At 67.4% G+C, this 25,945-nt stretch carries 31 protein-coding genes; 12 read left to right on the forward strand and 19 right to left on the reverse strand.

Translation table 11 applies throughout. The annotated features are described in order from the left end of the window. From M3195_RS04745 to M3195_RS04765, 5 genes are read left to right on the forward strand one after another with little or no spacing between them, the layout of a single operon-like run. Positions 1-366, forward strand: coding sequence for a hypothetical protein (locus tag M3195_RS04745; protein WP_251585411.1), 366 nt, complete (start codon positions 1-3; stop codon positions 364-366). After that, positions 363-2,867, forward strand: a complete 2,505-nt coding sequence (locus tag M3195_RS04750) for a hypothetical protein (RefSeq protein WP_251585412.1) — start codon at positions 363-365, stop codon at positions 2,865-2,867. The genes M3195_RS04745 and M3195_RS04750 overlap by 4 nt, the downstream gene beginning before the upstream one ends. Further along, positions 2,867-3,121 (forward strand): hypothetical protein, encoded by a 255-nt coding sequence (locus M3195_RS04755; RefSeq protein ID WP_251585413.1) that lies wholly within the window; start codon positions 2,867-2,869, stop codon positions 3,119-3,121. The genes M3195_RS04750 and M3195_RS04755 overlap by 1 nt, the downstream gene beginning before the upstream one ends. Further along, on the forward strand, positions 3,121-3,852 hold the full coding sequence (locus tag M3195_RS04760; RefSeq protein ID WP_251585414.1) for a fibronectin type III domain-containing protein: 732 nt from the start codon (positions 3,121-3,123) through the stop codon (positions 3,850-3,852). The genes M3195_RS04755 and M3195_RS04760 overlap by 1 nt, the downstream gene beginning before the upstream one ends. Next, positions 3,849-4,091 carry a hypothetical protein gene (locus M3195_RS04765; protein WP_251585415.1) on the forward strand — a complete coding sequence of 81 codons (243 nt, stop codon included), beginning with the start codon at positions 3,849-3,851 and terminating at the stop codon, positions 4,089-4,091. The genes M3195_RS04760 and M3195_RS04765 overlap by 4 nt, the downstream gene beginning before the upstream one ends. On the opposite strand, the gene M3195_RS04770 is transcribed toward M3195_RS04765, so the two are convergent. The 9 genes from M3195_RS04770 to M3195_RS04810 form a co-directional block, all read right to left on the reverse strand. Beyond that, complete coding sequence (locus tag M3195_RS04770) at positions 4,088-4,693, reverse strand: hypothetical protein (protein ID WP_251585416.1); 606 nt, start codon at positions 4,691-4,693, stop codon at positions 4,088-4,090. The genes M3195_RS04765 and M3195_RS04770 overlap by 4 nt on opposite strands. A gap of 40 nt (positions 4,694-4,733) precedes the next feature. Then, positions 4,734-5,627, reverse strand: a complete 894-nt coding sequence (locus M3195_RS04775; RefSeq protein WP_251585417.1) for a hypothetical protein — start codon at positions 5,625-5,627, stop codon at positions 4,734-4,736. Continuing rightward, positions 5,558-7,120 (reverse strand): YifB family Mg chelatase-like AAA ATPase, encoded by a 1,563-nt coding sequence (locus M3195_RS04780; protein ID WP_251585418.1) that lies wholly within the window; start codon positions 7,118-7,120, stop codon positions 5,558-5,560. The genes M3195_RS04775 and M3195_RS04780 overlap by 70 nt, the downstream gene beginning before the upstream one ends. Beyond that, the gene (locus M3195_RS04785; RefSeq protein ID WP_251585419.1) at positions 7,120-7,479 is read right to left on the reverse strand and encodes a YraN family protein; all 360 of its coding nucleotides are present in this window, start codon (positions 7,477-7,479) and stop codon (positions 7,120-7,122) included. Before M3195_RS04785 ends, M3195_RS04780 begins: the two co-directional genes overlap by 1 nt. Positions 7,480-7,634: 155 nt before the next feature. After that, entirely contained in the window at positions 7,635-7,961 is a 327-nt protein-coding gene (locus M3195_RS04790) for a DUF2469 family protein (protein ID WP_017204525.1), read from the reverse strand. Positions 7,962-8,003: 42 nt separating this feature from the next. After that, a complete protein-coding gene (locus M3195_RS04795) occupies positions 8,004-8,666 on the reverse strand; it encodes a ribonuclease HII (protein ID WP_251585420.1) in 663 nt (220 codons plus the stop codon). Continuing rightward, positions 8,663-9,397, reverse strand: a complete 735-nt coding sequence (gene lepB, locus M3195_RS04800) for a signal peptidase I (RefSeq protein ID WP_251585421.1) — start codon at positions 9,395-9,397, stop codon at positions 8,663-8,665. Before lepB ends, M3195_RS04795 begins: the two co-directional genes overlap by 4 nt. Positions 9,398-9,514: 117 nt before the next feature. Beyond that, positions 9,515-9,862 carry a 50S ribosomal protein L19 gene (gene rplS / locus M3195_RS04805; RefSeq protein ID WP_096716150.1) on the reverse strand — a complete coding sequence of 116 codons (348 nt, stop codon included), beginning with the start codon at positions 9,860-9,862 and terminating at the stop codon, positions 9,515-9,517. Between the two features lie 176 nt (positions 9,863-10,038). Continuing rightward, positions 10,039-10,530 carry an MFS transporter permease gene (locus tag M3195_RS04810; protein WP_251585422.1) on the reverse strand — a complete coding sequence of 164 codons (492 nt, stop codon included), beginning with the start codon at positions 10,528-10,530 and terminating at the stop codon, positions 10,039-10,041. Between the two features lie 111 nt (positions 10,531-10,641). On the opposite strand from M3195_RS04810, the gene map reads away from it, so the two are divergent. Further along, entirely contained in the window at positions 10,642-11,424 is a 783-nt protein-coding gene (map, locus tag M3195_RS04815; protein ID WP_251585423.1) for a type I methionyl aminopeptidase, read from the forward strand. Positions 11,425-11,430: 6 nt separating this feature from the next. Here map and M3195_RS04820 read toward each other — a convergent pair whose 3' ends face one another. Both M3195_RS04820 and M3195_RS04825 read right to left on the reverse strand, forming a co-directional pair. After that, the gene (locus M3195_RS04820; protein WP_251585424.1) at positions 11,431-11,877 is read right to left on the reverse strand and encodes a pyrimidine dimer DNA glycosylase/endonuclease V; all 447 of its coding nucleotides are present in this window, start codon (positions 11,875-11,877) and stop codon (positions 11,431-11,433) included. Then, positions 11,874-12,608: a class I SAM-dependent methyltransferase gene (locus M3195_RS04825; protein WP_251585425.1), complete on the reverse strand. Its 735-nt coding sequence runs from the start codon at positions 12,606-12,608 to the stop codon at positions 11,874-11,876. The genes M3195_RS04820 and M3195_RS04825 overlap by 4 nt, the downstream gene beginning before the upstream one ends. Before the next feature lie 59 nt (positions 12,609-12,667). Here M3195_RS04825 and M3195_RS04830 point away from each other — a divergent pair, with 59 nt between their 5' ends. Then, a complete protein-coding gene (locus M3195_RS04830; protein WP_251585426.1) occupies positions 12,668-13,261 on the forward strand; it encodes a histidine phosphatase family protein in 594 nt (197 codons plus the stop codon). Here M3195_RS04830 and trmD read toward each other — a convergent pair. The 4 genes from trmD to rpsP are packed head-to-tail and all read right to left on the reverse strand — an operon-like array spanning position 13,258 to position 15,276. Next, positions 13,258-13,959, reverse strand: a complete 702-nt coding sequence (gene trmD, locus M3195_RS04835) for a tRNA (guanosine(37)-N1)-methyltransferase TrmD (protein ID WP_251585427.1) — start codon at positions 13,957-13,959, stop codon at positions 13,258-13,260. The genes M3195_RS04830 and trmD overlap by 4 nt on opposite strands. 20 nt (positions 13,960-13,979) lie before the next feature. Then, on the reverse strand, positions 13,980-14,600 hold the full coding sequence (gene rimM / locus M3195_RS04840; RefSeq protein WP_251585428.1) for a ribosome maturation factor RimM: 621 nt from the start codon (positions 14,598-14,600) through the stop codon (positions 13,980-13,982). A gap of 1 nt (position 14,601) precedes the next feature. After that, the gene (locus M3195_RS04845; RefSeq protein WP_096715970.1) at positions 14,602-14,832 is read right to left on the reverse strand and encodes an RNA-binding protein; all 231 of its coding nucleotides are present in this window, start codon (positions 14,830-14,832) and stop codon (positions 14,602-14,604) included. A gap of 6 nt (positions 14,833-14,838) precedes the next feature. Continuing rightward, positions 14,839-15,276 (reverse strand): 30S ribosomal protein S16, encoded by a 438-nt coding sequence (gene rpsP, locus M3195_RS04850; protein WP_096715969.1) that lies wholly within the window; start codon positions 15,274-15,276, stop codon positions 14,839-14,841. A 207-nt stretch (positions 15,277-15,483) separates the two neighbouring features. On the opposite strand from rpsP, the gene M3195_RS04855 reads away from it, so the two are divergent. Next, positions 15,484-16,635: a glutamate--cysteine ligase gene (locus M3195_RS04855; protein WP_251585429.1), complete on the forward strand. Its 1,152-nt coding sequence runs from the start codon at positions 15,484-15,486 to the stop codon at positions 16,633-16,635. Between the two features lie 3 nt (positions 16,636-16,638). Here the strand turns inward: M3195_RS04855 and M3195_RS04860 are convergent, their stop codons facing one another. After that, positions 16,639-17,610 (reverse strand): sugar-binding transcriptional regulator, encoded by a 972-nt coding sequence (locus M3195_RS04860; protein ID WP_251585430.1) that lies wholly within the window; start codon positions 17,608-17,610, stop codon positions 16,639-16,641. Positions 17,611-17,712: 102 nt separating this feature from the next. On the opposite strand from M3195_RS04860, the gene M3195_RS04865 reads away from it, so the two are divergent. From M3195_RS04865 to glpK, 3 genes are all read left to right on the forward strand, one after another. After that, on the forward strand, positions 17,713-19,422 hold the full coding sequence (locus M3195_RS04865) for a glycerol-3-phosphate dehydrogenase/oxidase (RefSeq protein ID WP_251585431.1): 1,710 nt from the start codon (positions 17,713-17,715) through the stop codon (positions 19,420-19,422). A gap of 98 nt (positions 19,423-19,520) precedes the next feature. Then, positions 19,521-20,273, forward strand: a complete 753-nt coding sequence (locus M3195_RS04870) for an MIP/aquaporin family protein (protein WP_251585432.1) — start codon at positions 19,521-19,523, stop codon at positions 20,271-20,273. 30 nt (positions 20,274-20,303) lie between these two features. Beyond that, positions 20,304-21,818, forward strand: coding sequence for a glycerol kinase GlpK (gene glpK, locus M3195_RS04875; protein WP_251585433.1), 1,515 nt, complete (start codon positions 20,304-20,306; stop codon positions 21,816-21,818). Positions 21,819-21,820: 2 nt separating this feature from the next. On the opposite strand, the gene M3195_RS04880 is transcribed toward glpK, so the two are convergent. Next, positions 21,821-22,753 (reverse strand): LysR family transcriptional regulator, encoded by a 933-nt coding sequence (locus tag M3195_RS04880; RefSeq protein ID WP_251585434.1) that lies wholly within the window; start codon positions 22,751-22,753, stop codon positions 21,821-21,823. Between the two features lie 77 nt (positions 22,754-22,830). Between M3195_RS04880 and M3195_RS04885 the strand changes: the two genes are divergently transcribed. Next, the gene (locus M3195_RS04885; RefSeq protein WP_251585435.1) at positions 22,831-23,742 is read left to right on the forward strand and encodes an EamA family transporter; all 912 of its coding nucleotides are present in this window, start codon (positions 22,831-22,833) and stop codon (positions 23,740-23,742) included. Between the two features lie 6 nt (positions 23,743-23,748). Here the strand turns inward: M3195_RS04885 and ffh are convergent, their stop codons facing one another. Both ffh and M3195_RS04895 read right to left on the reverse strand, forming a co-directional pair. Next, positions 23,749-25,308, reverse strand: a complete 1,560-nt coding sequence (ffh, locus tag M3195_RS04890; protein ID WP_251585436.1) for a signal recognition particle protein — start codon at positions 25,306-25,308, stop codon at positions 23,749-23,751. Positions 25,309-25,349: 41 nt separating this feature from the next. Continuing rightward, positions 25,350-25,934: a TetR/AcrR family transcriptional regulator gene (locus M3195_RS04895; RefSeq protein ID WP_251585437.1), complete on the reverse strand. Its 585-nt coding sequence runs from the start codon at positions 25,932-25,934 to the stop codon at positions 25,350-25,352. Between the last annotated feature and the right edge of the window lie 11 nt (positions 25,935-25,945).

A 25,945-nucleotide genomic window follows, 5' to 3' on the forward strand; every position in this document is an offset into this window, starting at 1 on the left:
ATGGCCTCTCTCATCACCGTGAACGACGGCACGACGGGCTCGATCTCTCCCGCGCTGGTGCTCGGCTACCAGACGGCGCGGGAGTCCCAGAACATTGTGCACGATCTCATTGGCGGTGGCATCGCAGTGACGCTGATCGCGCCGCGCCCGCGCTCAGGGCGGCTGGAGCTGTTCTTTCTGACCGAGGCCGACGGTTTCGGTGCGCTCACCAAGCACGGCCTGGAGACGACCTTCACCCTCTCGGACACCGACCGCCCCTCGGTCGGCATGACATACGTCACCGATGGGTCGCTCGACCTCGCACTGGACGATCAGGGCCGAAGCCGCTGGGTCCTTTCGGTGGGTTACCAGGAGGTGCAGCCATGAGCACGTCCCTGGTGAAGCCCGAGGTTCAGGCGTTCATCGGACCGGTCGATCCGCCGTTCGTCGCTACGCCCGCGCAGGACATCATCGAGTACAGCTACGGCTTCGAGGACTACGCCGCAACGACAACCGCGGCGCAGCAGGTCTATTCGCAGACGTTCGAGTCGTTCGCGACCAGCGCGAGCAACCCGGACGGCTGGACAACGTCAATCGTCACGACCGGGACCGCTCCGAATGCGACGAAGATCGCGCTTCACCAGTTCTCGGTGACCGCCCCGCTTGCGCGCACATTCACCGGCCTCACGGCTGGGCGCTCCTACACCCTGAGCTTCCGTGCTTACTCCCCGGCATCTCTCACGCTCACCGTGACCACACCCGCAGGCGCGAGCGCGGGCATGACCCTCTCAGCGAGCACCTGGACCACGTTCACGCACACGTTCACGGCGACCGCGGCAAGCCAGGCGATCAGCCTCGGCAAGAGCGTCGGTCAGAACGTGTCTTACGACGACATCACTCTCACCCGCGACGCCTACACGACGGTCACCAACAACGGACGCGACGGCTTCAGCAGCGGCACCGTGCAGAGCACCACCAAGCGCAGCGGGAACTACGCCCTGTCGGCGAACGGCCCCGCAAAGGCATTCACCGGCCTCGTGATCGGTCACCAGTACACGCTTCGAGGGTGGGCCTACTTCAGCGGCACGAACCAGTGGGTGCAGCTCGGAGTTCCGGTCACCGCCGTGTCGACCGCTCAGAGCTTCAGCCTCCCGTCGGCGAACACCATCTGGGATGACGTCGAGCTTGTGCACCACGTGCCCGCCGAGACGTTGCCCTACGCTCCCCTGCCGATCTCCGAGGGTCGGGTGACCCTCGACGAGAATCACGCGCCCTACGGCCTTGCGAGCGTCGATGTGCCGCTGAGCGACCTCGGCATCCTGGAACGTATCGACCCGCGCGAGGGCCAGCGCGTCACCCTCGCCGCGTACGACTCCGCGACTGATCCAGGCACGACGCCTCCACGAGTGTTCGACCTTGGGCTGCGCGGTCGCACCGTTGACCACAAGACCGGGCGCGTGTCCCTGGAGCTGGCGACCGACGAGGCGCTGCTGATGGACAAGCGCCGCCTGGCCGCGACAGCCGATGGCTCTCCGCGGGCGTTCGAGACGTCATTGCGCGGCATCTGCAACTGGGCGCTCGGGTTGATCGGCGCGAATCTTCTCGCGGGCACCGCCGATGCCGACGTTACGGCAGCGTGGGATGCGACGAACCTCCAGACGAACCCGACCGCGGGGACCGACCTCTCAGGCTGGACCGGCGCGGGTGGGGCACTCGCGCGGGGCACGGGCGGGATTCTCCCGACGCCGACCATTGCCTCATTCGTGCGCGTCACGATGAACGCGGGCGAGGCGCGCGGGCCATACTTCGAGGGCGGTGACGCGGCGGCGATCCTCAACGGGACGATGAACGTCGGTATCCGAGAGAAGCAGCTTTATCGGGTGTCGGCCTGGGTGCGCACCTCGGCGAGTAAGTCGATCCGACTCAGCGTGCAGCAGCGCAATGCGGCGGGCGCGCTCGCAGGAACGAACCTCAACGGCCCCGCGTTCACGACGACAGCGAACACCTGGCACCGGCTCACGTTCGTGTTCCAGGCGTATCCCGGCGCGCTGCGAGTAGGCGTCTACGCCTACCTGGCGAGCGGCACCTACGCCGCCGGTCAGACGGTCGACATCACCGGCGTCACGATCACTGAGGGCACCCTAGAGGTGCCGCATTTCGACGGCGGCACGAACGGCGGCAGCGACTCTCGCTACGTCTATACGTGGAACGGCACGCCGCAGCTCTCCACGAGCGAGCGCCGCGCTCTCGTGCCGCGTCCGCCCGAGCTGTTCGATTGGAAGCCGGGTCAGTCGCTCCATGAGTTTCTGGAGCCGCTGACGGAGTCCGTGGGTCTCCGGTTGTTCTGCGACGAGCAGCGCGTCTGGCGGCTGATCGACCCCGCCGAGTACGAGGTGCCGGGTTACATCGTTGTCCAGTCCAAGTTCAACGCGACGGAGGGCACCGACACAATCAGCCGGAATACCGAGGACTGGGCGACCGGCGTGCTCGTCACCTACCGCTGGGTCGATGCCGAGGGCACGCAGCGCGAGGCGTTCGACTTCGCCGGTACTGACGATCTCGTGATGCGCGTCGAGCGCGAGTCGGAGTATCCCGGCCCCGGAGCCGCCGCTTACATCTTGAACAGTCTCACTGGGCGCGGTCGCGTCCAGGACGTCACCGCGCTCGTGGACTTCCGAGCGACGCCGACGAACGACGTCTCGATTGACCTCCCCGGCACCGTCAAGCAGACCGGCAAGGTGCGCCGCGTCGTGTTCGGTCTGAAGACCGGGCTGATGGAAGTCGGCACGCGGGGGTTGATTGACACGCTCCCTGGCTCGTGGGCCGCGTGGAACCCGACTCAGACGTGGTCGGCAGTGAACCCGACCTTGAAGTGGAAGGACGCCTAATGGCACTCGGAGATCAGACCCTCGCCGCGGGCTGGGCGACCGTCAACCCGAACACCGATCTCGTGAAGGACGGGGCCGACGAGATCACCGAGACGCGTGACATGGCCGCTTCGGTGAAGCTGGAGACGCGACCAGTGACCCGCGGCGGCACGGGAGCGACGACGGCTTCCCAAGCGCTGAAGAACCTCGGCATCTACGTGCAGGCCACCGACCCCGGACACGCGAATGGTCGCGTGTGGATCAGGACGCCCTGATGACCGACTACCTCTCGGGCCGCGTGGGCGAGGCCGGTTACCTCGTGATTCGCGACGACGGCTACAACGTCTGGTTCGGACTTCGTCAGGACTACTCGGCGACGTTCATCAACAGCCCCGGTAAGTCGTGGTGGGGAACGGTGAACGGTGTCTCCGTGGGCGGCACGTTCACCTGGGCCTCGGGTGGCGGCACCCGGATGATCGCTGGGCCGTGGGCGGTGACGACGTCTCAGGCGGTCTACTTCAGCATCGGGGCAACCGGTACTAGCGGTTTCGGCAGTGGTGGCAACCACTCCGCGTCGCTGTTCCGCGCCACCGTACCCGGTGCTCCCGGCACGCCCGTCGCCTCCGAGGTCACCCCGAACTCGATGCGGCTGACGTGGTCGATCCCCGGCAACGGTGGTTCTGGCATCGATCAAATGCTTCTTCGTCGCTCGGCAAGCGTGGACCTCGGCGGTGGGTATGTCGATTACCCGCTGGGCGGCGGCGTCAACACCGCCCTCGTGACAGGACTCGACCCCGCCACCACGTACTACTGGCGGGTGTACGCGCACAATGCGCTTGGCTACTCCGCACAGTCCGGCGTGATCGCCCAGATGACCGCCTCCGGCGCGTACGTCTCGCTCAATGGCATCTGGGTGCCTGTGCCTATCAACGTGTCAAATGGCTCGAATTGGAACGCCCTCGCGCCGCTGGTGTCTGATGGCACGTCTTGGAAGGACGCCGTATGAACGCCCCCGGAGACAGCCCCGCTGTCATCACGCTCCGCGAGGTCTACGACATCGTGCAGGAGATGCGGCAGGAGGTCGCACTGTTGAAGACCACGGAACTCACCAAGGACGTCGACGACCATGAGACGCGCCTTCGCTCGCTGGAGAAGTGGGTCTGGCGTGCCGGTGGGATTGCCGCCGCCATCGGTGCGGCGGGCGGAGCGGTCGTGTCGCAGGTGTTCACCGCGCTCGGCGGCTAGTTCGCCCCGTCGAGGAAGATGAACGTGTCGGGCTTGACGATAGACGTCACCTTCCACGCGCCGCCGACGACGGCGTCAGCGGGCACGGCGGCGCAGATCGTCCCCCGCCCCTCTGCACCGGGATACATCGTGCCGATGTTCCAAGGCGCGTCGTTCACGACACAAGTCGCGTTCGACTGGAAGGAGTTGCCTTTCGCGCTGACGTACTCGATGAGAAGGCTGCTGATCGGGTCCGCGCCGTTTGGGTCGCCCTCGGGCTTGACTTGCAGGTAGAGCGGAGCCGTAATGAAGACGCTTCCCGCGGGGACGGTGTTGAACTGATTCTGCGCGATCACGTCAGCTGTCGCGTCCGGGTTAGTAGCTCCAACTGAGAAGCGCCACATCGAGGCGGGGTCGTACTCCGTAAGCGTGTCCACTGGGATGGGGTTCTCACGAGTGCCCGCCGCGGGTGCGGGAGCCTCCTCCGTCGCAGACGGCGTCGGGGATTCCGCTACGGCGCTGGGTGCCGGTTCCTGGTGCGGGGTCGATGTCGCCGAGCAACCAGCGAGGCCGAGCGTCACGAGCAGAGCGACGGGCATGACGGCCCGAGCGATGTGGGTCATAGGCAGGACTGTAGCGAGATTCAGATCACGGAAGGGTAACTTACGCACCCTCCTGGTCAGGCACGTTCCGGTTCGCGACGATCCGCCTTATCCGCCGCCCGTAAAGATGCGCCCAAGGAAGCACACTGTCGTCCCGAAGGTATTCGCGGATCAACGCTCCCTTTCGCAGGAGCGCCACCGGTCGCCCGTCCTCTCGGGATCCAGGCGCAAATGTGACGAACCGACGCTTTCGGAGTTCGACGAGGCCTGGCGGATTCTCCTCACCCGTCGGAACCACAAGTCGGTCGGCCGCACCCTGTGGACGAGCGACAATCTCGAGAAGCAAGTCTTGAGCTTCGGGGGTAAGCAACCGGAATTCGCTCACCGCTTCGATTGCGTCGGTCTCCGAGCTTTGCGATAACGGTTTGGGGCCGCTGTACGGAGGTCGTCGTTCGGCTACGGTTGTCTGGCTTACGAGCCGCTTGAGTTCCGCGGCCAAAGCCACGGGGTCTACTTGTGCGGCACTGTCAACGCCACCGCTACTCTCTTCGCCATCGTCATCTGTCGAGTTGTCGATGGCGGCACTGAGGACGTTCGGATCGAGCAACCGACTCAGCAACTTGTCGAACTGGTTCGATTGGAGGGAGACTAGGCCCGCGCTCTGCGCCTGTATCTCAGCTAGCACCGCCCGCGTCTCCGCGTTGATACGAAAGGTATCGCGCGTCTGATTTGATGTGGATTGATTCTGGGCGAGCGTGACGATGAGCTGCGCCGCAAAAGCGAGCACTGCAAGCGCAAGCGCCACTGTAGATAGCGCGTCAGCTTCAGAGATGGTCGCGACCACCGCGAGCGAAGCAATCGAGCTGACAGTGATGCATAAGAGCACTACGGAAAGCGTCGACAACCGGAACGAGAAATAGCCCGGTCGGTCCCGGTACTTCTTGCTTGATGGCATGATGACACCCTAGGGGATTCGATACGCATCGACCTCAGACAGCGACAAGTCCACGCGAGCCGCAACACTCGGTCGTAGCCACGCAGCGTCAGCATCCCTCTCTCGAGAGCGCGGTCCAGAGGTGTTCGTGCATCTGAAGGGATCCGCACGTCGATCTGACGCAACCGACTCCCCGGCACCTCGGCGTTCCTCGTCCAGGGCGTGCCGCGCCAACGCTCCCTTGCTCGAGCGCGGGCGCTCACGACTCGAGCAGCGGCGTCGCGGGTGTTCGTCAGCGCCGGTGCCCCGGCCACTGCACGCGCGGGCGTCACGCGCGCCACCTGCAGCTCGATGTCGACACGGTCGCGCAGGGGACCGGAGAGCCGCGTCGCGTATCGGCGAATGGCCGCCGAGGGGCAGACGCACTCGGCTCCTCGCACCCCGTAGTTGCCGCATGGACACGGATTCATGGCCATGACGAGCTGGAATCGCGCCGGGAAGCGCGCAGTGAATCCAGACCTGCTGATCTCGATGGTGCCCGACTCGAGCGGCTGTCGGAGAGCGTCGAGCGCAACGCGCGAGAACTCGGCTGCCTCGTCGAGGAAGAGCACACCGCGGTGCGCTCGCACGATCGCTCCCGGGCGCGCCGCACGCGAACCGCCCCCGACGAGAGCGGCGACCGATGCACTGTGATGCGGTGCCTCGAGCGGCGCGACCGCATCGAGGCTCCGCACGTTCTCACCGCACAGCGATCTGATCGAGGCGACGTCCAGGGCTTCCTCGTCGGTGAGCGCAGGAAGAATGCCCGGGAGCCGCCTCGCCAGCACGGTCTTGCCGGCGCCCGGGGGTCCGCTGAGGAGCATGTGGTGGCCTCCGGCTGCGGCCACCACGAGTGCTTCCACGGCGTCGTGCTGCCCGACGATGTCGTCGAGATCGAGCGATTCGCTGTCCGGGAGGGCGACCGGAGGACGCTCGACCGGATCGAGCTCCGGAACGACGACGTCCGCTCCGTGCCACAGGGCCACCTCGGCGAGAGAGACGGCCGCGCGGACCTCCACACCGGGCACGAGCACGGCTTCGCTCAGGTTCGCCGACGGAACGACCACGCGGTCGAATCCGGCGCGCGCGGCCGCGAGAACCGCGGGCAGCACTCCGGGCACAGGGCGCAGTCGCCCGTCCAGCCCGAGTTCCCCGATGTGCACCGTAGAGCGGATCGATCGGACGTCGAGGGCTCCCCCGGCGGCGAGGGCGCACACCGCCACGCTCAGGTCGAAGGAGGATCCCTGCTTCGGCAGGCTCGCCGGGGAGAGGTTGATGGTGAGCCTGCGCCGCGGAAGCTCGAGGCCCGAGTTCTTGCAGGCGTTGTGCACGCGCTGAACCGCTTCCCCGAGCGACTTGTCGGGGAGACCGATGATGCGGAAGTCGGGTGTCTGATTCGAGAGGTCCGCTTCCACCTCCACGAGATGCCCGTCCACCCCCGTCAGTGCGACCGCCCAGGTCCGTGCGATCGTCATCAGAGGTCCACCAGGTGCTCTATCTCGCCTGACGCGGGATCCGCCCCGATGATCGAGATCGCCTCGACCCGCAGAGCGAGCCCGCGCGCGCGGTCGGGGTGCGCGGCGATCCACGCGTAGGCCAGATGCCACAGCCGCCCGAGCTTGCGCGAGTCGATCGCATCGAGAGGGTGTCCGAAGGCCGCCGATGTGCGTGTCTTCACCTCGACGACGCAGAGCCATCCGGACGCGACCGCGACGATGTCGATCTCCCCCTGGGAGCACCGCCAGTTCCGGGCGAGGATCTCATATCCGCGGTTCTGAAGGTATCGCGCGGCGCGCTGCTCGCCCGCTCTGCCGAGTTCGTCTTTCGCTGCCATGCCGACAGCCTGTCGTCCGACGGGACTGTTCCATGTCGACGCCCCCCGCTAACGACGGCTACCCGGGAGAACTCTCCGATCCCACCTCTCGTGCAGAAGAGATCACGCGCGCAGAAGACTTCACGCGCGCAAGTGGGATCAGGCGTGCAGAGCCGTCACTCGCCGTCGAGTGAGAGCTCCTGGGGCAGTTCGAACTCGCGGCGCTGAAGCTCCTCCACGTTGACGTCCTTGAACGTCAGCACCCGCACGGCCTTGACGAAGCGGTCGGCACGGTAGATGTCCCACACCCAGACGTCGCTCATGGAGATCTCGAAGTAGAAGTCGTGCTCGGTGTCACGTCGGACCACGTTCACCTCGTTGGCGAGATAGAACCGCCGCTCCGTCTCGACGACGTACTGGAACTGCGAGACGACGTCGCGGTACTCGCGGAACAGAGCCAGCTCGAGTTCGCGGTCGTAGTCGTCGAATGCTTCCTCATCCATGATGAGTCCATCCTAGAGTCGGCACGGGCAGTCGTCGCACGCTCAGAAGAGGGTCGGCGCGTCGGCGATCGCCCATGACGATCGATGGTGGGGCGAGAGCCCGAGCGAACGGATCGCGTCCCGATGCTCGACGCTCGCGTACCCCTTGTTCCGGTCCCACTGGTACGGCGGGTGGTCGACGTGCAGCTCGGTCATGTAGCTGTCACGGGCGACCTTCGCGATGACCGACGCCGCGGAGACCGAGGCGCAGTCGCGGTCGGCCTTGACGACCGACCGCACCCGCAGGGGCACGGGATGCACGGCGGAGACGTAGTCGTGGTTGCCGTCCAGAAGCACGAGCGCGTTGGACACCGCGACGCCCTGCTCGACCACGCTCTGCACCGCCCGGGATGCTGCCAGACCGAGAGCCCGCATGATGCCGACCTGATCGATCTCCGCAGCCGTCGCCCATCCGACCCCTGAGGCCTGCACCCACGCTGCGGCGCGGGCCGCGACGTCGGGACGCCGTCTCTCCGTCACCAGCTTCGAGTCACGGAGCCCTTCGGGGACGCGTCGGCGTGCGCCCTTGGCGTCCATCACCGCTGCGCCGACCGCCACGGGGCCGGCGAGGGCGCCGCGGCCAACCTCGTCGAGCGAGATGATGAGCTCGCACTCCTCGGTCAGGAGTCTGCGTTCGAGCGTGAGCTTCGGTGCGACGACGGTCATTCCGCCTCCGGCACTCCGTTGAAACTGTCGTGCTGACCGTCGATCGTTCCCATGCGGTCGAGCGGCCAGGTCGTGAAGAAAGCCTTGCCGACGACGTTGTCGAGGGGCACGAAACCGCCGCTGGGGAGATCCTGATGCGCGCGGGAATCGCGCGAACGGTCGCGGTTGTCTCCGAGCACCCAGATGGAGTCATCGGGCACGACCACGTCGAACGGCTCGTTGGATGCCGCGGTGTCGCCCTCGGGCAAATCGAGGTAGTCCAGTTCGTCGATGGGAGCGCCGTTGATCGTGATCTGGCCGAGCGCGTTGCAACACACGACGTGGTCTCCCGGCAGCCCGATGACGCGTTTGACGAGGTGGTCCTGCGAGTCCGACGCTGAGATGCCGACGACGGTGAGAACCCAATCGACGGCCTGGATGAGCGGCGGCTGCGCGGGCGTCTGCGGCTGGCCCTCGAGCCACCCGCCGGGATCCTTGAAGACCACCACGTCTCCGCGCTCGTAGTCGGTCCAGCGCGGAGTCAGCTCGTCGACGAGGATCCGATCGTCGACCATGAGCGTGCGCTCCATCGACGCCGACGGGATGAAGAACGAGCGGACGATGAACGTCTTCACGACGAACGAGACCAGGGCGGCGATGACGATGATGATCAGGACGTCCCGCAGGAAGACCAGGAATCCGCGGCGCCGTCGTGTTCGAGGCGTGGATGCGGCGGCGGAGTCAGTCGTCATCAGGTTCCTTCACAGAGTCGCACCGCGCGCAGGCGGCACTACCAAGGGTCGCACACCCCGGGGAGAACAAAGCACCCCGGGACGTCGTGTCCCGGGGTGCTGAGGAGATGGCGAACGTCAGTTGTCGCGCTTCTCCTTGATCTTCGCCTTCTTGCCGCGCAGCTGGCGGAGGTAGTAGAGCTTCGCGCGACGCACGTCACCGCGCGTGACGACCTCGATGTGGTCGATCACCGGGGAGTGCACGGGGAAGGTGCGCTCGACACCGACCTGGAAGCTGATCTTGCGGACCGTGAAGGTCTCGCGAACGCCGTCGCCCTGGCGGCCGATGACGACGCCCTTGAAGACCTGGATACGGGAGCGGCTGCCCTCGGTGATGTTGACGTGCACGTTGACGGTGTCACCGGGGTGGAAGACAGGAATGTCGGAACGGAGCGAAGCCGCGTCGACGGCGTCGAGGATCTGCATGATCGTCTCTCTCTGCATTCGCCACAGGTCGGATGCATGATTTCGGAAGGAACAAGAAAGGTGTGTGCTGAACGGCGCCGAAGCGACCGCGGGCTCCCCTGAGGCAGAGCCGGTCACGGCACAAGGAACTATTCTGCCACGGATGCGTCGCGCCACCAAAACGCGGCGCTGATCCGTCAGCCGTCGGGCTGATCCGTCTCGCGGACGATGATGACCTCCCGCGGTCGGGTCGTGGACGTGGTCTCGCCGACGCGCGGAATCGTCGACCAGCCGATGGTCTCTCGGATGCGCGCACCGCTCCCCCGCGCCTCGTTCCAGAGCTGCCAGAGCTGAAGCCAGATCAACGCGATACCGGCGACGATCGCCGCCGTGAGGAGCCACCCGAACGCCCCGTCGATGAACAGCCCGACGGCGATGGTGAGTCCGTGCCAGACGGTGAATCCGGCGACGTCCCACCAGGAGACCGCCCGCTCGGCGCGCACCGACGGACGAGACCGCGTGAGAAGGGTGAGAAGCAGCTGCCCGAGGAATACCGACGGCACGGCGATGAACAGGACCCACAGGATCGCCCACCCGCCTTGGAACACGCCCCATCCGACGAGGAGCCACAGTGGCAGCAGGAACGCGGCCGGGAGCAACCACCGGAAGAAGGCCTGTCGCAACCACATGTGTCGATGGTACGACGGCCTGCCGGGTACGTCCGCGGGTGTTCGCTCTGAGCGCGTGCGATCCCCGTGGGGCTCCGATCAGAGAGAATGGAACGGACGAGAGGACACCCGATGATCGAACTGCGCACCCCCGCCGAGATCGACGAGATGCGCGCGGCAGGACGTTTCGTCGCCGAGACGCTGGCGACGCTGCGCGATGACACGAAGGTCGGCACGAACCTCCTGTCGATCGACCGTCGCGCGCACGACATGATCCGCAAGGCGGGTGCCGAGTCCTGCTACATCGACTACCACCCCTCGTTCGGTGCGAGCCCTTTCGGCAAGGTGATCTGCACGTCTGTGAACGACGCCGTCCTGCACGGACTCCCCCACGACTACACGCTTCGCGACGGTGACCTCGTCTCACTCGACTTCGCGGTGTCCGTCGACGGCTGGGTGGCCGACTCGGCAGTCTCCTTCATCGTCGGAACACCACGCGACGAAGACCTCAGGCTCATCGACACCACAGAGCGCGCTCTGGCGGCCGCGATCGACGCGGCGACCGTAGGCAACCGCATCGGCGACATCTCGGCCGCCATCGCCGCGGTGTCGCACGGCGAGGGGTACTCCATCAACACCGACTTCGGCGGCCACGGCGTCGGTCGCATCATGCACTGCGACCCGCACGTGCCGAACGACGGCCGAGCCGGACGCGGCTTCCCACTGCGCGAGGGACTCGTGTTCGCCCTCGAGCCCTGGCTGCTCGCGACCACCGACGAATTGGTCACCGATCCCGACGGCTGGACGCTGCGCAGCGTGGACGGCTCCCGTGGCGCGCACTCCGAGCACACGGTCGCGGTGACGGCCGAGGGCCCGATCGTGCTCACCGACCGCTCGTTCCTGGGCGTGGACTAAAGCCGCTCAGTCGGCGGCCGACGCCCGCTCCCAGCCTGCGACGGGCCCGTCGAGGACATGGAACAGCGGATGCGGCTCGGGCGTCGTCACGCCCGACCAGAGCTCCAGGAGGTCGGGGCTGCGCCCTGCGAGCTTCGCTGTGAGGTGACCCCACTCGAAGCCGAGCTGCCCCGTGGTGACGGAGAGCGCCTCGACCTGGCGTGCCGCAGCACGGTCGATGCGACTCCGGTCGAACCGATAACCGCGCTCATCCGCTTCGACGGCTATCGCCTCGAGGTACGAGCCGAGCGCATCGAGCGGCTCGGGCGCTGCTCGGAACCTCTCCAGCTGGGGATGTCTGTCCCACCCGCGAGTGCGTCCGGCGAGGACGGCTTGCGCGAGGAGGGTCTCCCGCCAGCACGCCACCAGTCCCTGACGATCGAGATACTGCGGATGCAGCGACCAGATCCTCATACCCGCGTGTAGAGGTACACGTCGGTCAGATGCGGCAACTCCAAGCCGTCGAGACCGCGCGTCGCGGCATCCGCGTCCAGGATCTCCTCGATCGCGGCCGTCATCGCCGCCTTCGCCGATGGTTCGGCGACGAGGTACGTGCTCACGGTCGACCACCGTGCGAGATAGTCGTCGCGGGTGATCGGCTCGCTCCAGTGGAATGATTCGAGACGGTCGAAACGGAATCCCGGGAGGTCCTCCGCCGTGCTGGTCGTCTCATCGGCCTCGCCCACAGCGGGGTGGATGACGCGTGCTGCCGCCGTGTCCCACGAGCATGCGGGATCGGACCGATTCCACAGCAGGCCGAGCGTTCCGCCGGGCCGAAGCACCCGCGCGATCTCCGCGCAGGCTCGCACCCGGTCGAACCAGTGGAAAGCCTGCGCCACCGCCACGACGTCGACGGCAGCGTCCCCGACGGGGATCTGCTCCGCGTCACCGGCGAGAGCCTGCACGGTGGGCAGCTTCTCTCGGAGGACCTCGAGCATGGCGGCCGACGGCTCGACAGCCATGACCCGGTCGGCGCGATCCACGAGATGTTCGGTGAACTTCCCAGTACCGGCTCCCAGGTCGAGAGCGACACCGACGTGGCGCGGGACGATGGCATCCGCCGCGACCGCGGGGAACCCGGGCCGGTATCGGTCGTAGTCCGCTCCGATTCCCTCGAACGATCTCGCCAGTGCCTCATCGACCATGCTCCGACGGTATCAGCCCGTGCGTCGACGCCTCGCACCGCCTGTGCCATCCTGAGGGCATGATCCCGCAGGACCGTCACGTGCCGGAGCGAGTGCTCCTGGCCCGCCACGGCGAGACGGAGTGGAATCTGGAGCACCGGCTGCACGGGCAGCTGGACTCGCCTCTGACGGCCGAAGGCGAGCGGCAGGCGGCATCCGTGGCCGAGCGACTCATCGGTCAGGGTGTCGCAATCGTCTGCTCGAGTCCGCTGGGGCGTGCACTGCGCACCGCCGTGGTGATCGCCGAGCGGCTGGGAGTCGATCTCGTCGAGATCCCAGAGCTCGCCGAAGTCCACCACGGGCAGATGGCGGGGATGACCTGGGACGAGATCGACGTGCGCTTCCCCACGGCCAGGGAGGAACGCGCCGCGAACCGCTACGGCTGGGCGTTCCCCGGTGGCGAGAGCTACGCGCAGGCACGCGCCCGCGCACGCCGAGCGCTGACGTCCTGCGGCTGGTCGGCACCGGGCACACCGCTGATCGTCAGCCACGAGATGATCGGGCGGATGCTGCGTGCCGAACTCCGCGGACTCGATGCGTCGAGCGCGTTGGCGCTCCGGCATCCGCACGGGGTGGTCTTCGAGATAGACCGGCGCGGCGAGCGGATGCTCTAGGACTCGTCGCCGGGCAGCAGATCGGGACGGCGGAGCCGGGTGCGCTCGAACTGCTGCTCGCGGCGCCACGCGGCGATGGCGGCATGGTTGCCGCTGAGCAGCACATCGGGCACGGGCCGGTCCCGCCACAGGGACGGCTTCGTGTACGACGGGTACTCGAGCAGACCGTCCTCGTGAGACTCCTCGACCAGGCTCTCGGGATTGCCGACCACGCCGGGGATCAGGCGTCCGATGGCCTCGATCATCGCCATCGTGGCGACCTCTCCCCCGTTCAGCACGTAATCGCCGAGGCTGATCAGCCGCACCTCGCCGCGCGTCGCCGCGTATTCGAAGACGCGTTCGTCGATGCCCTCGTAGCGCCCGCATCCGAAGATGAGGTGGTCGCTTCCGCTCAGCTCGCGCGCGGAGGCCTGCGTGAACACCTCGCCTGCGGGAGAGGGGAAGATGATGGTCGGCCGAACCGACGCGTCGATCGCCGCGAGATCGTCGATCGCGGCGGCCCACGGCTCCGGCTTCATGACCATGCCGGCACCGCCGCCGTACGGCGTGTCATCGACCGTGCGGTGCCGATCGTGGGTCCAGTCGCGCAGATCGTGGACGTTCAGGTCGAGGAGACCGGTGCTGCGAGCCTTGCCGAGCAGCGAAAGGGTCAAACCGTCGAAGTACGACGGGAAGATCGAGACGACGTCGATGCGCACGAGGAGAACCGGGTCAGGGCTCAGGAGGTCGCGTCGGAGCCGGACGACTCTCCGGCATCCTCGACGCTCCCCGCGTTCGCGGCGTCTTCGGAGTCGGGCAGCTCCTCGAACAGCCCCGCGGGCGGCGTCACGACGACCCGTCCGGCGGCGATGTCGACGGTCGGCACGATGGCCTCGACGAACGGGACCATGACCTCCCGCTCGTGCGACTTGACGATGAGAAGGTCTTGTGCGGGCAGGTGCTCGACGCGGATCACGCGACCGACGACCATGTCGTCGCGGACGACGTCGAGACCTGTGAGCTGGTGGTCGTACCAGGCGTTGTCTTCCGGCTCGTCCGCGTCCTGGTCGATCCAGAGGATCGCGCGCACGAGGCTCTCGGCGGCGTCGCGATCATCGACATCCTGGAAGAAGACGACAGAATTCGCGTTCATGACGCGGTACTCGCGGACCGTCACGGTCTTGCCGTGCCACGGAGATGCCTCGGGCACCTGCAGCGTGAACTCGGCACCCGGAGTGAAACGCCGCTCCGGGTTGTCGGTGTACAGCTCCAGCTTCAGTGCGCCCTTGAGGCCGTGGGCCTTGACGAGACGCCCCACACGGAGCTGGTTCTTGCCCTGGTTGCGGTCTTTCGGCACCACGTCAGTCGTCCGCGACGTCGACGCGGACGCGCCGCCCGTCCGCAAGAGCGGAGACGAGCGTGCGCAGTGCCTTCGCGGTGCGGCCGCCGCGCCCGATCACGCGTCCACGGTCGTCGGGGTGCACGCGCACCTCGAGGAGATCGCCTCGCGGCGATGTGGAGGCGTTGATGCGGACATCCTCAGGGTGATCGACGATCCCCTTGACGATGTGTTCGAGCGCGGCGGCGAGCACGGCGGATTACTCGGAGTCGGCGGCGGGAGCCTCAGCGGCCTCCGCGTCGGCCTCGGCGGCGGGAGCCTCCTCAGCGGGGGCCTCCTCCTTCTTCTCCGCCTTGGGCTTGATGACCGACTTCTTCGACGAGTCCGCCTCGAAAGCGGCCTTCTCGTCGGCGACCTTGAGGGTGGACTTCGCGTCCTTGTCACCCTTGAAGGTGCCCCAGTCGCCCGTGATCTTGAGAAGCGCGGTGACCTGCTCGGTCGGCTGGGCGCCGACGGAGAGCCAGTACTGCGCGCGCTCGGAGTCGATCTCGATGAACGAAGGCTCTTCGGTGGGGTGGTACTTGCCGATCTCCTCGATCACGCGACCGTCGCGCTTGGTGCGCGAGTCGGCGACGACGATGCGGTAGTAGGGCGCACGGATCTTGCCCAGGCGCTTGAGACGAATCTTGACAGCCACGATTCTCCTGAATTGTGTGGAAGGAAACGAACCGGTCGCCTGGAGAGTGGGGTGCACATCCGGCGGAAGCTCAGAGGGAGGACTCGTGCTGGATAGAGGGTCGAGCACGTCGTCCGACCCTCTATTCTGCCAGATCACCGGCCCGGTCGCGAAACGCGGAGACACGATGCCCGTCGTGTCGCTGGGGTCGCGTGCCAGACTGTGCGGGTGACACTCGAGTTCGCCCCCTCCGACCGTTCCACCGTCGGCCTGGAATGGGAGATCATGCTCGCCGATCCGGCGACCGGCGACCTCGTCGGGCGCGCTCCCGAACTGCTGGACGTCCTGGAGGCGAACAGTGCGGACGAGCGGTACACCGTGACGGGCGAGCTCCTGACGAACACCATCGAGGTCACGAGCGGAGTCGGCGACTCGGTCGCGCACGCGGTCGACGACATCGCGAACGCCATCACGGCAGTCCGGACTGCGACCGACCCGGCCGGCATCGAGCTGCTGTCCGCCGGCAGCCACCCGTTCGCGCAGTGGTACGACCAGGAGGTCACCGACAAGACGCGCTATCACACCCTCATCGAGCGCACCCAGTGGTGGGGACGCAACATGATGATCTGGGGCATCCACGTCCACATCGGTGTCGAGGACAGGCGCAAGGTCATCCCGATCATCAACGCCCTCTCGGCGTACCTCCCCCATCTCCAGGCCCTGTCGGCCTCCAGTCCGTTCTGGGCCGGGGAGCGCACGGGGTACGCGTCCAACCGCGCCCTCGTCTTCCAGCAGCTCCCCACCGCCGGTCTGCCCTGGCAGCTGCCCGACTGGGCCGCGTACGAGTCGTACCTCGACGACATGGTCAGAACCGGTGTCATGGCTGACGCCACCGAGGTCCGCTGGGACATCCGTCCGGCTCCTCGATGGGGAACCATCGAGATCCGGGCGTGCGACGGGCTCTCGACGCTGCCGGAGCTCGCCGCCGTCGCCGCCCTCGTGCAGGTGCTGGTCGAGCACTTCTCTCGCGAGATGGACGAGGGGCGCGAGCTGCCGACCATGCCGTCGTGGTACCACCGGGAGAACAAGTGGCGCGCGGCGCGCTACGGGCTCGACGCGCGTCTGATCGTCGACGCCGACGGCACGCAGCGACCCGTGCGCGATCACCTCGCGGAGGTCCTCGACGAGCTCACGCCTGTGGCGCTGGAGCTCGGATGCGTGCGGGAGTTCGGGAGCATCTCCACGATCCTCGGCAATGGCGCCAGCTATGAGCGGCAGCTCACGATCGCGAACGCCACCGGCGGGGACCTGCGTGCGGTCGTGCAGCACCTGATCCGGGAGTTCCGGTCGGGTCCCGAGGATTCGATCGAGGCGCCCTGACCGTCAGTCGTCCACCAGCCGGCGGGCGAGCCCTTCGTCGAGGACGACATCGGTGACGAGGTCGGCGGCGATCGCCGCGCGGAGGCTCGCCAGCTTCGGGATGCCGGACACGACGCATACGCGACGCGGAACCCGACGCAGCCTGTCGAGGCCGGGGCCGGTCGCACGAGCGTTGACGCGGATGTCCTTCCACGACCCGTCGGACCGGAAGAACACCGTCGCGACGTCGCCGATCGCGTGGTCCTCGCGGAGACTGCGGTAGTCGTCGCGACTCAGATAGCCCCCGACGTAGACCCGACTCGGCACCTCGGCTGCCGGCGACCCGAGACTGAAGACGGCGATGTCCATCTTCGCCTGCAGGTCGAGCACTCGGCGCGTGCTGCGCTCGCGCCACATGGCCTCACGGGTCGACGGATCGTCGAAGAACGCCGGCACCGGGAACTGCTGCACCTGGGCACCGAAGGCGCTGCCGAAGCGCTGCAGGATGTCACTGGAGTACTCGACGCCGCTCGTCTGCGTGTTGCCGGCGCCGTTGAGCTGTACGAACGTGGTGTTGTGGGTCTCCTTCTGCGTGAGCCCACGGCTCACCGCGCTGATCGTCGACCCCCACGCCACTCCGACGATCATGTTCGAGTCGACGAACTGCGAGAGCAAGCGGCCGGCCGTCAGCGCCACCCGTTCGAGCCGCTCCACCTCGCTCACGATCTCCGGCGTCGGCACGACATGCGCCACCACTCGATGCCGGTCGCGGATGCGTTGCTCCAGCATCCCGAGCCGTTCGAGCGGCGAGTTGATGCGGATGTCGACGAGACCGCTCTCCCGCGCGAAGCTCAGGAGGCGCGAGACCGACGACCGGGAGGTCTTCAACTCCTTCGCGATGACCTCCATGGTCTTGTCCTGCATGTAATAGAGCTGCGCCGCGGTGAGCGCCGCGACCAGCTTCGAGTCGCGGGATCCCGGCTCAGGGTGGGGCATGGCATCCTCCTCGTCACCGATCCTTGCACATATGTGCAGCGGGCTTGCGCGCTGGGGTCGTACGGGTCGATGCTGGGGGCAAGCACCACAGGGAGGTCGAAGATGATCGAGTCGACACACTCGTCACCGGAGCGCGCGGAGGTCCGCGCCGTTCGCGAAGCAGGACGCACGAGCGTCCTCATCATCGGAGCAGGCATCAACGGGATCTCCACGTTCCGTGACCTCGCTCTGCAGGGCGTCGATGTCGTCCTCGTCGAACGCGGTGATTTCGCCTCCGGGGCCTCCGCCGCGTCGAGCCACATGATCCACGGTGGCATCCGCTACCTCGAGAACGGCGAGTTCCGCCTGGTCCGCGAGTCGGTCGAGGAGCGCAACGGACTGCTGAAGATCGCGCCCCACTACGTGAAGCCGCTGCAGACGACCATCCCGATCTACTCCACGTTCTCCGGAATCCTGTCCGCACCTCTGCGGTTCCTCACGCACAAGAGCGGCAAGCCGCAGGAGCGCGGCGCGTTCCTGATCAAGATCGGCCTCACGATCTACGACACGTTCTCGCGCGACGGCGGGACGGTTCCGCGACACCGCTTCCTGGGTCGCAAGAAGTCGCTGGCGGAACTCCCGCACCTCGATCCGAACATCAAGTACACCGCCACGTACTACGACGCCTCGATGCACGACCCCGAGCGCCTCGCGCTGGACGTGCTGCAGGACGGCCGCGCCGCCCACCCCGGTGCCGTGGCGCTGAACTACGTCGAGGCCGTCGCCCGCGAGGGCGACAAGGTCGTGCTGCGCGACCGCGAGAGCGGCACCGAGTTCACCGTCGCGGCCGACGTCGTCGTCAACGCCTCCGGCCCCTGGACCGACCTCACCAACGACGCGCTGGGCGCCGACACGCGCTTCATGGGCGGCACCAAGGGCTCGCACATCGTGCTCGACCACCCGGAGCTCCTCGAGGCGACCCGCGGCCGCGAGATCTTCTTCGAGCACTCCGACGGTCGCATCGTGCTGATCTACCCGCTCAAGGGCCGCGTGCTCGTCGGCACGACCGACATCGACGCCGATCCCCGCGAGGTTCCGGTGTGCACGGAGGAGGAGATCGACTACTTCTTCGACCTCATCCACCACGTGTTCCCGCAGATCTCCGTGACGCGCGAGCAGATCGTGTTCAACTTCTCCGGCATCCGCCCGCTTCCCCGGCACGAGGACACGGCACCCGGTTTCGTCTCGCGTGACTACCGGGTCGAGGTCGACCGCAAGGGCGCGACCCCCCTCGTCAGCCTCGTGGGCGGCAAGTGGACCACGTTCCGCGCGCTGGGCGAATCGCTCTCCGACGTCGTGCTCGATCTCATCGGCCGCACCCGAACCGTGTCGACCGCCGGTCGCGCGATCGGCGGCGGACGCGACTTCCCGCGCACCGAGAAGGCCCGTCGCATCTGGATCCAGGAGAACCTCCCCGGGGCCGGCGACCGCGCAGCGAAGCTGCTGGCCCGCTACGGCACTCGCGCCGCGGAGGTCTGGGCCTTCGTGGAGCAGGGCGACGACAGCCCCCTCGCCGACGGTGACCTCTCGACGCGCGAGCTGGAGTGGATGGTGCGCAACGAGCTCGTCGCGCGACTCCAGGACGTCGTGCTCCGGCGCACCAGCATCGCCTTCACCGGCAATGCCGACGCCGAGGTGCTGGATGAGCTCGCTGACGCCCTGGCGTCGCTGCTCGATTGGGATCGGGACCGTCACGACGCCGAGGTCGAGGAGACTCGGACGCTGTTGAACGAGCGCCACGGACTTCACATCCCGTCCCGCACCCGCGGCTGACGGGAGCCTCCGACCGTCGCCCTCCTCGCGACGAACCACAACAAAAGAAGAGTGTCGGGGCAGAGGGGCCCTGACACGCGAGAAAGGTCAAAGAAGACATGACTGATGTGAATCTCGGTCTCTACTTCCTGTCGGAGTTCGTCGGCACAGCGCTGCTGATCCTCCTCGGATGCGGAGTCGTCGCCAACGTCGCCCTGGCCAAGAACAAGGGCTACGGCGGCGGCTTCCTGATGGTCAACTGGGGTTGGGGTCTCGCGGTCTTCGTGGGTGTCCTGGCCTCGGCGTACTCCGGTGCGATCCTCAACCCGGCGGTCGGCATCGGCCTGCTCGTCGGTGGCAAGATCGACTTCTCGCAGTTCGCGACCGCGACCGGTGCGGAACTCCTCGGTGCGATCGTCGGTGCCATCCTGGTGTGGCTCGCGTACAAGCAGCACTTCGACGAGGAGCCGGAGCCCGCCAACAAGCTCGGCGTGTTCTCGACCGGCCCCGCCATCCGCTCCTACGGCTGGAACCTCGTCACCGAGGTGATCGGCACGTTCGTCCTCGTGTTCTCCGTCTTCGCATTCGCCGACTACGGCGTCGCCGACATCGGCGTCCCCGGGGGCCTCGGCCCGCTGAGCGCGCTCCCCGTCGCTCTCGTCGTGGTCGGTATCGGCGCCTCGCTCGGTGGCCCCACCGGATACGCCATCAACCCTGCCCGCGATCTCGGTCCTCGCATCGCGCACGCGATCCTGCCGATCAAGGGCAAGGGCTCCAGCGATTGGTCCTACTCATGGGTCCCGGTCGTGGGCCCGCTCGTCGGTGGCGTGCTCGCCGCCCTCGCCGCACCGGCCCTCCTCGGCCTCGCCTGAACCGCCACCTGACTTCGAAGGAGAACATCCATGGCTGACTACATCATCGCGATCGACCAGGGCACGACCTCGAGCCGCGCGATCATCTTCGACAAGAAGGGCAGCATCGTCGCGACCGGTCAGAAGGAGCACGAGCAGATCCTCCCCAAGGCAGGCTGGGTCGAGCACGACGCCTCCGAGATCTGGCGCAACGTGCAGGAGGTCATCGGTCTCGCTCTGAGCCGCGCCGACCTCACTCGTCACGACATCGCCGCGGTCGGCATCACGAACCAGCGCGAGACCGCTGTCGTCTGGGACAAGAACACCGGCAAGCCCGTGTACAACGCGATCGTCTGGCAGGACACCCGCACGCAGGAGATCGTCGACCGCCTGGCCGGCGACGAGGGCGTCGACCGCTTCAAGTCGATCGTCGGCCTTCCCCTCGCCACCTACTTCTCGGGGACCAAGATCACCTGGATCCTGGAGAACGTCGACGGTGCCCGCGAAAAGGCGGAGGCCGGCGACCTGCTCTTCGGCACGACCGACAGCTGGGTGCTCTGGAACCTCACGGGTGGCATCGACGGCGGCGTGCACGCGACCGACGTCACCAATGCATCGCGCACGATGTTCATGGACCTCGAGACGCTGGAGTGGCGCGACGACATCCTCGAGGCGTTCGGCGTGCCGCGCTCGATGATGCCGGAGATCCGCTCCTCCTCCGAGGTCTACGGCGCAGCCGAGAGCTCCTCGCTGCTCCGTGAGACGCCGATCGCCGGCATCCTGGGCGACCAGCAGGCGGCCACCTTCGGCCAGGCCGCGTTCGACAAGGGCGAGAGCAAGAACACCTACGGCACCGGCTGCTTCCTGATCTTCAACACGGGCGAGGAGATCGTCCGCTCGAAGAACGGGCTGCTCACGACGGTCGGCTACAAGCTCGGCGACCAGCCGACGCACTACGCGCTCGAGGGATCGATCGCCGTCACCGGATCCCTGATCCAGTGGCTCCGCGATCAGCTCGGCATCATCTCCTCCGCCCCCGAGGTCGAGGAGCTGGCCGACAAGGTCGAGGACAACGGCGGTGTCTACATCGTCCCCGCGTTCTCGGGTCTCTTCGCTCCGTACTGGCGCCCGGACGCCCGTGGCGCGATCGTGGGGCTGACACGCTACGCGAACAAGAACCACATCGCGCGCGCGGCGCTGGAGGCGGTCGCCTTCCAGACCCGCGACGTCCTCGACGCGGTCAACGCGGATGCCGGTGTGGACCTCTCTGAGCTGAAGGTCGACGGCGGCATGGTCGCCAACGACGCTCTGATGCAGTTCCAGGCAGACGTTCTCGGCGTGCCTGTCGTGCGCCCGGTCGTCGCGGAGACCACTGCGCTGGGCGCCGCATACGCGGCCGGCCTCGCCGTGGGCTTCTGGAGCGGTCTCGACGACCTCTCCGCCAACTGGCAGGAGGACAAGCGCTGGGAGCCGTCGATGGACGAGGCCGAGCGCGACCGTCAGCTGCGTCTGTGGCGCAAGGCCGTCACGAAGTCCATGGACTGGGTCGACGAAGACGTGAAGTGATCTCAGGATGCTGAGGAAGCGGGCTCGGAGGGTTCCTCCGGGCCCGCTTCCGCGTTCTCCCGTCGTACGTCGTCGACCACCTCGCGGAAGGCGCGGGTGACCGCTCGGGTCGACCGCTTGTCCCACGCGAGGTACTCGACCCGCGACGGCCCGTCACGAAGGGGAACCATCCGCACTCCGCCCCGCGAGCCGTCGGCGACGCCCGTCGCCAGCAGCGTGACCGCCAGTCCGGCGGCGACCAGTCCCAGGATGAGTACGGCGGAGTCGGCCTCGAACGCGACATCGCGTCGAACGTCGGCGCCGGCGAACGCGGCATCGCTCTGCGCCCGCCCGGAGGTTCCGGCGGGGAAATCGGCGAAGACCTCGTCGGCGAGATCCGAGAGCCGGATGCTGCGCCGGTTCGCGAGCCGGTGCTCGCCGGGGACCACGGCGACGAGCTTCTCGCGCGCCAGCTCGCGAGCGGCGACGCCGCGCGGCTCGACCTCGGCACGCAGCCCCAGCAGCGCGGCATCCAGACGTCCGGCGCGCACATCGCTCATGAGGCTGTCACTGTTGCCGACGACGAGCTCGACTCGTGTCCTCGGGTGCAGGGAGCGGAACCGCGCGATCACAGCCGGCACGTTAACCGCGGTGACGGTCGGGATCACCCCGAGCCGAAGTGTTCCCGTGATGTTCCCGGCTGCGGCAGACGCCGCCTCGCGCGCGTCGGATGAGGCGCGAACGGCGATGCGCGCGTGCGCAAGGAACGCTTCGCCCGGCTCGGTGAGCCGCACCGCACGACTCGTGCGCGAGAACAGCTGGTGGCCGATCTCTCGCTCGAGAGCCGCGATCTGATGACTGAGAGCCGATTGCGTCACGAAGCTCTTCTCGGCGGCGCGGGTGAAGCTGGACTCCTCGGCCACGGCGACGACGTACCTCATCTGCTGCAGATCCATCGATCCATGATCCACATTCATGACTGAATGACAAGCATGCGTTGGACTCATTGTGTGATCGGGGCGAACCTCGACATATGAACCGTCTGACTCTCGTTCTGCTCACCGCCGTCGCGCCGATCTCGTGGGGAACGACCTACCTCGTGACGACGGAGCTCCTCCCGGTCGGCCACCCGATGCTCGCCGGTCTCCTCCGCGCCCTGCCGGCCGGTCTCATCGCGCTCGCCATCGGTCGTACCGTGCCGTCGGGATGGTGGTGGCTGAAGTCCCTCGCGCTCGGCGTCCTCAACATCGGAGCATTCTTCCCGCTGCTGTTCCTCGCTGCCGAGCGACTCCCGGGCGGAGTGGCCGCCGCCGTCGCCGGCGCGCAGCCTCTCATCGTGCTCGCTTTGAGTGCGCTGGTCCTCCACGACCGCATCCGCCCGGCATCCGCCATCGCCGCTCTGGCGGGGGCCGCGGGTGTGGGGCTCGTCGTCCTGGGCCCGGATGCCGCGCTCGACGGTCTCGGAATCCTCGCCGCACTCGGAGGCGTCTCTTCTACCGGGCTGGGCATCATCCTCACGAAACGATGGGGACGCCCAGCCGGCGTGGGTCCGATCGCCTATGCGGGATGGCAGCTCACCGCGGGCGGACTGTTCCTGCTGCCGCTCACGCTGGGACTCGAAGGACTGCCGTCTCGGATCGACGGCGATGCCGTTCTCGGCTACCTGTGGTTGGGGACCGTCGGCGGGCTGATCGCGTACACGCTCTGGTTCCGCGGCATCCAGCTGCTCCCGGTGATGGCGCCGGGGCTACTGGCGCTTTTCTCCCCGATCGTCGCCACCGTTCTCGGCGTTGTCCTCGCCGGGGAGGCGTTCAGCGGCGCGCAGGCGCTCGGGATCGGGATCGTGCTCGTGGCACTTGTCGGGGGTCAGATCGTGTCGAGTCCGCGGCGCTCTGGAGAGCGCGCGAGCATGGCTGCCGCGGAACGCGTCGACGTGAGAGCCTGAATCGCGTCAGTTCTTCCCGAAGAGCTTCTGGATCTCGGCGAGATCCGCTTCGGTCGGCGCCTTCGCGCCACCGCCGAGCCCGAAGCCCGAGCCGGTCGGTGTGGAGGCAGGAGCGAGCCCGGCGTTCTCGGCCGCGCGCTTCGCCGGGTTGCCCGACCGCGACCCCGAGGACTTGCCCTTGCCCTTCTTGCCGCGCTTCGACGACGCACCGGGACGCCCCATGCCGGGGACCGGACCCATGCCCGGGATGTTCGGCGTGCCACCGCGGGCGACGGTCTTCATCATCTTCGCGGCCTGGTCGAAGCGCTGCACCAACTGATTCACGTCCGTGACCGTCATGCCCGAGCCTCGGGCGATGCGCAGACGGCGCGATCCGTTGAGGATCTTGGGATTGCGTCGCTCCCCCGGGGTCATGGAGCGGATGATCGCCTCGGTGCGGTCGATCTCGCGCTCGTCGAAGTCCTTGAGCTGCTGCTTCATCTGACCCATGCCCGGGAGCATCCCGAGCATCTTCTTCATCGACCCCATCTTCTTCATCTGCTGAAGTTGGTCGAGGAAGTCCTCGAGCGTGAACTGCTCGGTCGCGAGCTTCTCCGCCATCTTGGCGGCCTCTTCCTCATCGAAGGCCTGCTGGGCCTGCTCGATGAGGGTGAGGATGTCGCCGAGGTCGAGGATGCGGCTCGCCATGCGGTCGGGGTGGAACGGCTCGAGGTCTTCGAGGCGCTCGCCCGTCGAGGCGAAGATGATCGGGCGGCCGGTCACCGACGCGACGGACAGCGCTGCGCCACCGCGCGCATCGCCGTCGAGCTTCGACAGCACGACACCGGTGAAGTCGACGCCCTCCTGGAAGGCCTTCGCCGTATTGACGGCGTCCTGACCGATCATGGCGTCGATCACGAAGAGCACCTCATCGGGGTCGACGGCTCGACGGATGTCGGCGGCCTGCTTCATGAGCTCGGCGTCGACGCCGAGGCGCCCGGCCGTGTCGATGATGACGACGTCGTGCTGCTGACGACGCGCGTGCTCGACGCCGTCGCGCGAGACCTTGACCGGGTCGCCGACGCCGTTGCCGGGCTCCGGCGCATAGATCGTGGCCCCGGCCTGCTCAGCGACGACCTGCAGCTGGTTCACGGCGTTGGGGCGCTGAAGGTCGGCCGCGACCAGCAGCGGGGTGTGGCCTTCGCCCTCGAGCTGCTTGGCGAGCTTTCCCGCGAACGTCGTCTTACCGGAACCCTGCAGTCCGGCGAGCATGATCACTGTCGGAGCGGTCTTCGCGAACTGCAGCCGACGCTGCTCTCCGCCGAGGATCTGCACGAGCTCCTCGTTGACGATCTGCACGACCTGCTGCGCCGGGTTCAGCGCCTTGTTCACCTCGTCGCCGAGAGCGCGCTCCCGCACCTTCGCCGTGAACTCCTTGACGACCGCGAGGGCGACGTCGGCGTCCAGGAGCGCGCGACGGATCTCGCGGACGGTGCCGTCGACATCGGCCGCACTGAGCTTTCCCTTCGTGCGCAGATTGCGGAAGGTATCGGTGAGCCGATCAGAGAGCGTGCCAAAGGTAGCCATGGTGCTACTGATTCTACGCGAGCGGGGCCTCGTCGAACGCGTCAGCCCCAGCGAAGGTCGGCGAGGGTCGACAGCGCGTCCGCGAGCACGGTCTCCGGTGCCGCATAGCCGGCCCCCTGCTCTGCCCACTCGCGAAGCGACGACAGCACGGCCGCGGCGTGAGCTGCGCCGACGACATCGGCGCGGATGCGGGAGGCACCGAACGCGGATGCCGCGGAGGCGACGATCGACGCCAGCCGAGCCAGTCGCAGCGCGCTGTCACGAGTGAGCTCGTCGTCGAGCCCCATGGCCGTCCGGTTGCGCAGCGCCAGCGCAAGCGGATCCGGAGCGAACCCCCGCAGTGCGTCGACGAGGACATCCCGCACCGCCAGGGCATCCGCCTCGGCACCGAGTTCGCCGAGGGCAGCGCCGACACCATCGATGCGTGCATCGAGACCCGACCACAACACGTCGCTCTTCGACGAGAAGTAGTTGAAGAAGCTGGAACGACTGACGCCGGCACGCTGCGTGATGTCGGCGACGGACGTCGCGTCGTAGCCGCGCTCGAGGAAGAGTTCGCAGGCGGCTTCGGCGAGCGTCTCGCGCGACGACGCCTTCGGGCGCCCTGCTCGGCTCGTCGTCGTCATGAGGACACGGT

Source organism: Microbacterium hydrocarbonoxydans, assembly GCF_023715885.1.
Classification (GTDB): Bacteria; Actinomycetota; Actinomycetes; order Actinomycetales; family Microbacteriaceae; genus Microbacterium; species Microbacterium hydrocarbonoxydans_C.

Excerpts from the sequence above, each read along its gene's own strand:
- M3195_RS04745 (WP_251585411.1), top strand. The coding sequence starts at position 1 with ATGGCCTCTCTCATCACCGTGAACGACGGCACGACGGGCTCGATCTCT.
- M3195_RS04750 (WP_251585412.1), top strand. The coding sequence starts at position 363 with ATGAGCACGTCCCTGGTGAAGCCCGAGGTTCAGGCGTTCATCGGACCG.
- M3195_RS04755 (WP_251585413.1), top strand. The coding sequence starts at position 2,867 with ATGGCACTCGGAGATCAGACCCTCGCCGCGGGCTGGGCGACCGTCAAC.
- M3195_RS04760 (WP_251585414.1), top strand. The coding sequence starts at position 3,121 with ATGACCGACTACCTCTCGGGCCGCGTGGGCGAGGCCGGTTACCTCGTG.
- M3195_RS04765 (WP_251585415.1), top strand. The coding sequence starts at position 3,849 with ATGAACGCCCCCGGAGACAGCCCCGCTGTCATCACGCTCCGCGAGGTC.
- M3195_RS04770 (WP_251585416.1), bottom strand. The coding sequence starts at position 4,693 with ATGACCCACATCGCTCGGGCCGTCATGCCCGTCGCTCTGCTCGTGACG.
- M3195_RS04775 (WP_251585417.1), bottom strand. The coding sequence starts at position 5,627 with ATGCCATCAAGCAAGAAGTACCGGGACCGACCGGGCTATTTCTCGTTC.
- M3195_RS04780 (WP_251585418.1), bottom strand. The coding sequence starts at position 7,120 with ATGACGATCGCACGGACCTGGGCGGTCGCACTGACGGGGGTGGACGGG.
- M3195_RS04785 (WP_251585419.1), bottom strand. The coding sequence starts at position 7,479 with ATGGCAGCGAAAGACGAACTCGGCAGAGCGGGCGAGCAGCGCGCCGCG.
- M3195_RS04790 (WP_017204525.1), bottom strand. The coding sequence starts at position 7,961 with ATGGATGAGGAAGCATTCGACGACTACGACCGCGAACTCGAGCTGGCT.
- M3195_RS04795 (WP_251585420.1), bottom strand. The coding sequence starts at position 8,666 with ATGACCGTCGTCGCACCGAAGCTCACGCTCGAACGCAGACTCCTGACC.
- lepB (WP_251585421.1), bottom strand. The coding sequence starts at position 9,397 with ATGACGACTGACTCCGCCGCCGCATCCACGCCTCGAACACGACGGCGC.
- rplS (WP_096716150.1), bottom strand. The coding sequence starts at position 9,862 with ATGCAGATCCTCGACGCCGTCGACGCGGCTTCGCTCCGTTCCGACATT.
- M3195_RS04810 (WP_251585422.1), bottom strand. The coding sequence starts at position 10,530 with ATGTGGTTGCGACAGGCCTTCTTCCGGTGGTTGCTCCCGGCCGCGTTC.
- map (WP_251585423.1), top strand. The coding sequence starts at position 10,642 with ATGATCGAACTGCGCACCCCCGCCGAGATCGACGAGATGCGCGCGGCA.
- M3195_RS04820 (WP_251585424.1), bottom strand. The coding sequence starts at position 11,877 with ATGAGGATCTGGTCGCTGCATCCGCAGTATCTCGATCGTCAGGGACTG.
- M3195_RS04825 (WP_251585425.1), bottom strand. The coding sequence starts at position 12,608 with ATGGTCGATGAGGCACTGGCGAGATCGTTCGAGGGAATCGGAGCGGAC.
- M3195_RS04830 (WP_251585426.1), top strand. The coding sequence starts at position 12,668 with ATGATCCCGCAGGACCGTCACGTGCCGGAGCGAGTGCTCCTGGCCCGC.
- M3195_RS04860 (WP_251585430.1), bottom strand. The coding sequence starts at position 17,610 with ATGCCCCACCCTGAGCCGGGATCCCGCGACTCGAAGCTGGTCGCGGCG.
- M3195_RS04865 (WP_251585431.1), top strand. The coding sequence starts at position 17,713 with ATGATCGAGTCGACACACTCGTCACCGGAGCGCGCGGAGGTCCGCGCC.
- M3195_RS04870 (WP_251585432.1), top strand. The coding sequence starts at position 19,521 with ATGACTGATGTGAATCTCGGTCTCTACTTCCTGTCGGAGTTCGTCGGC.
- glpK (WP_251585433.1), top strand. The coding sequence starts at position 20,304 with ATGGCTGACTACATCATCGCGATCGACCAGGGCACGACCTCGAGCCGC.
- M3195_RS04880 (WP_251585434.1), bottom strand. The coding sequence starts at position 22,753 with ATGGATCTGCAGCAGATGAGGTACGTCGTCGCCGTGGCCGAGGAGTCC.
- M3195_RS04885 (WP_251585435.1), top strand. The coding sequence starts at position 22,831 with ATGAACCGTCTGACTCTCGTTCTGCTCACCGCCGTCGCGCCGATCTCG.
- ffh (WP_251585436.1), bottom strand. The coding sequence starts at position 25,308 with ATGGCTACCTTTGGCACGCTCTCTGATCGGCTCACCGATACCTTCCGC.
- M3195_RS04895 (WP_251585437.1), bottom strand. The coding sequence starts at position 25,934 with ATGACGACGACGAGCCGAGCAGGGCGCCCGAAGGCGTCGTCGCGCGAG.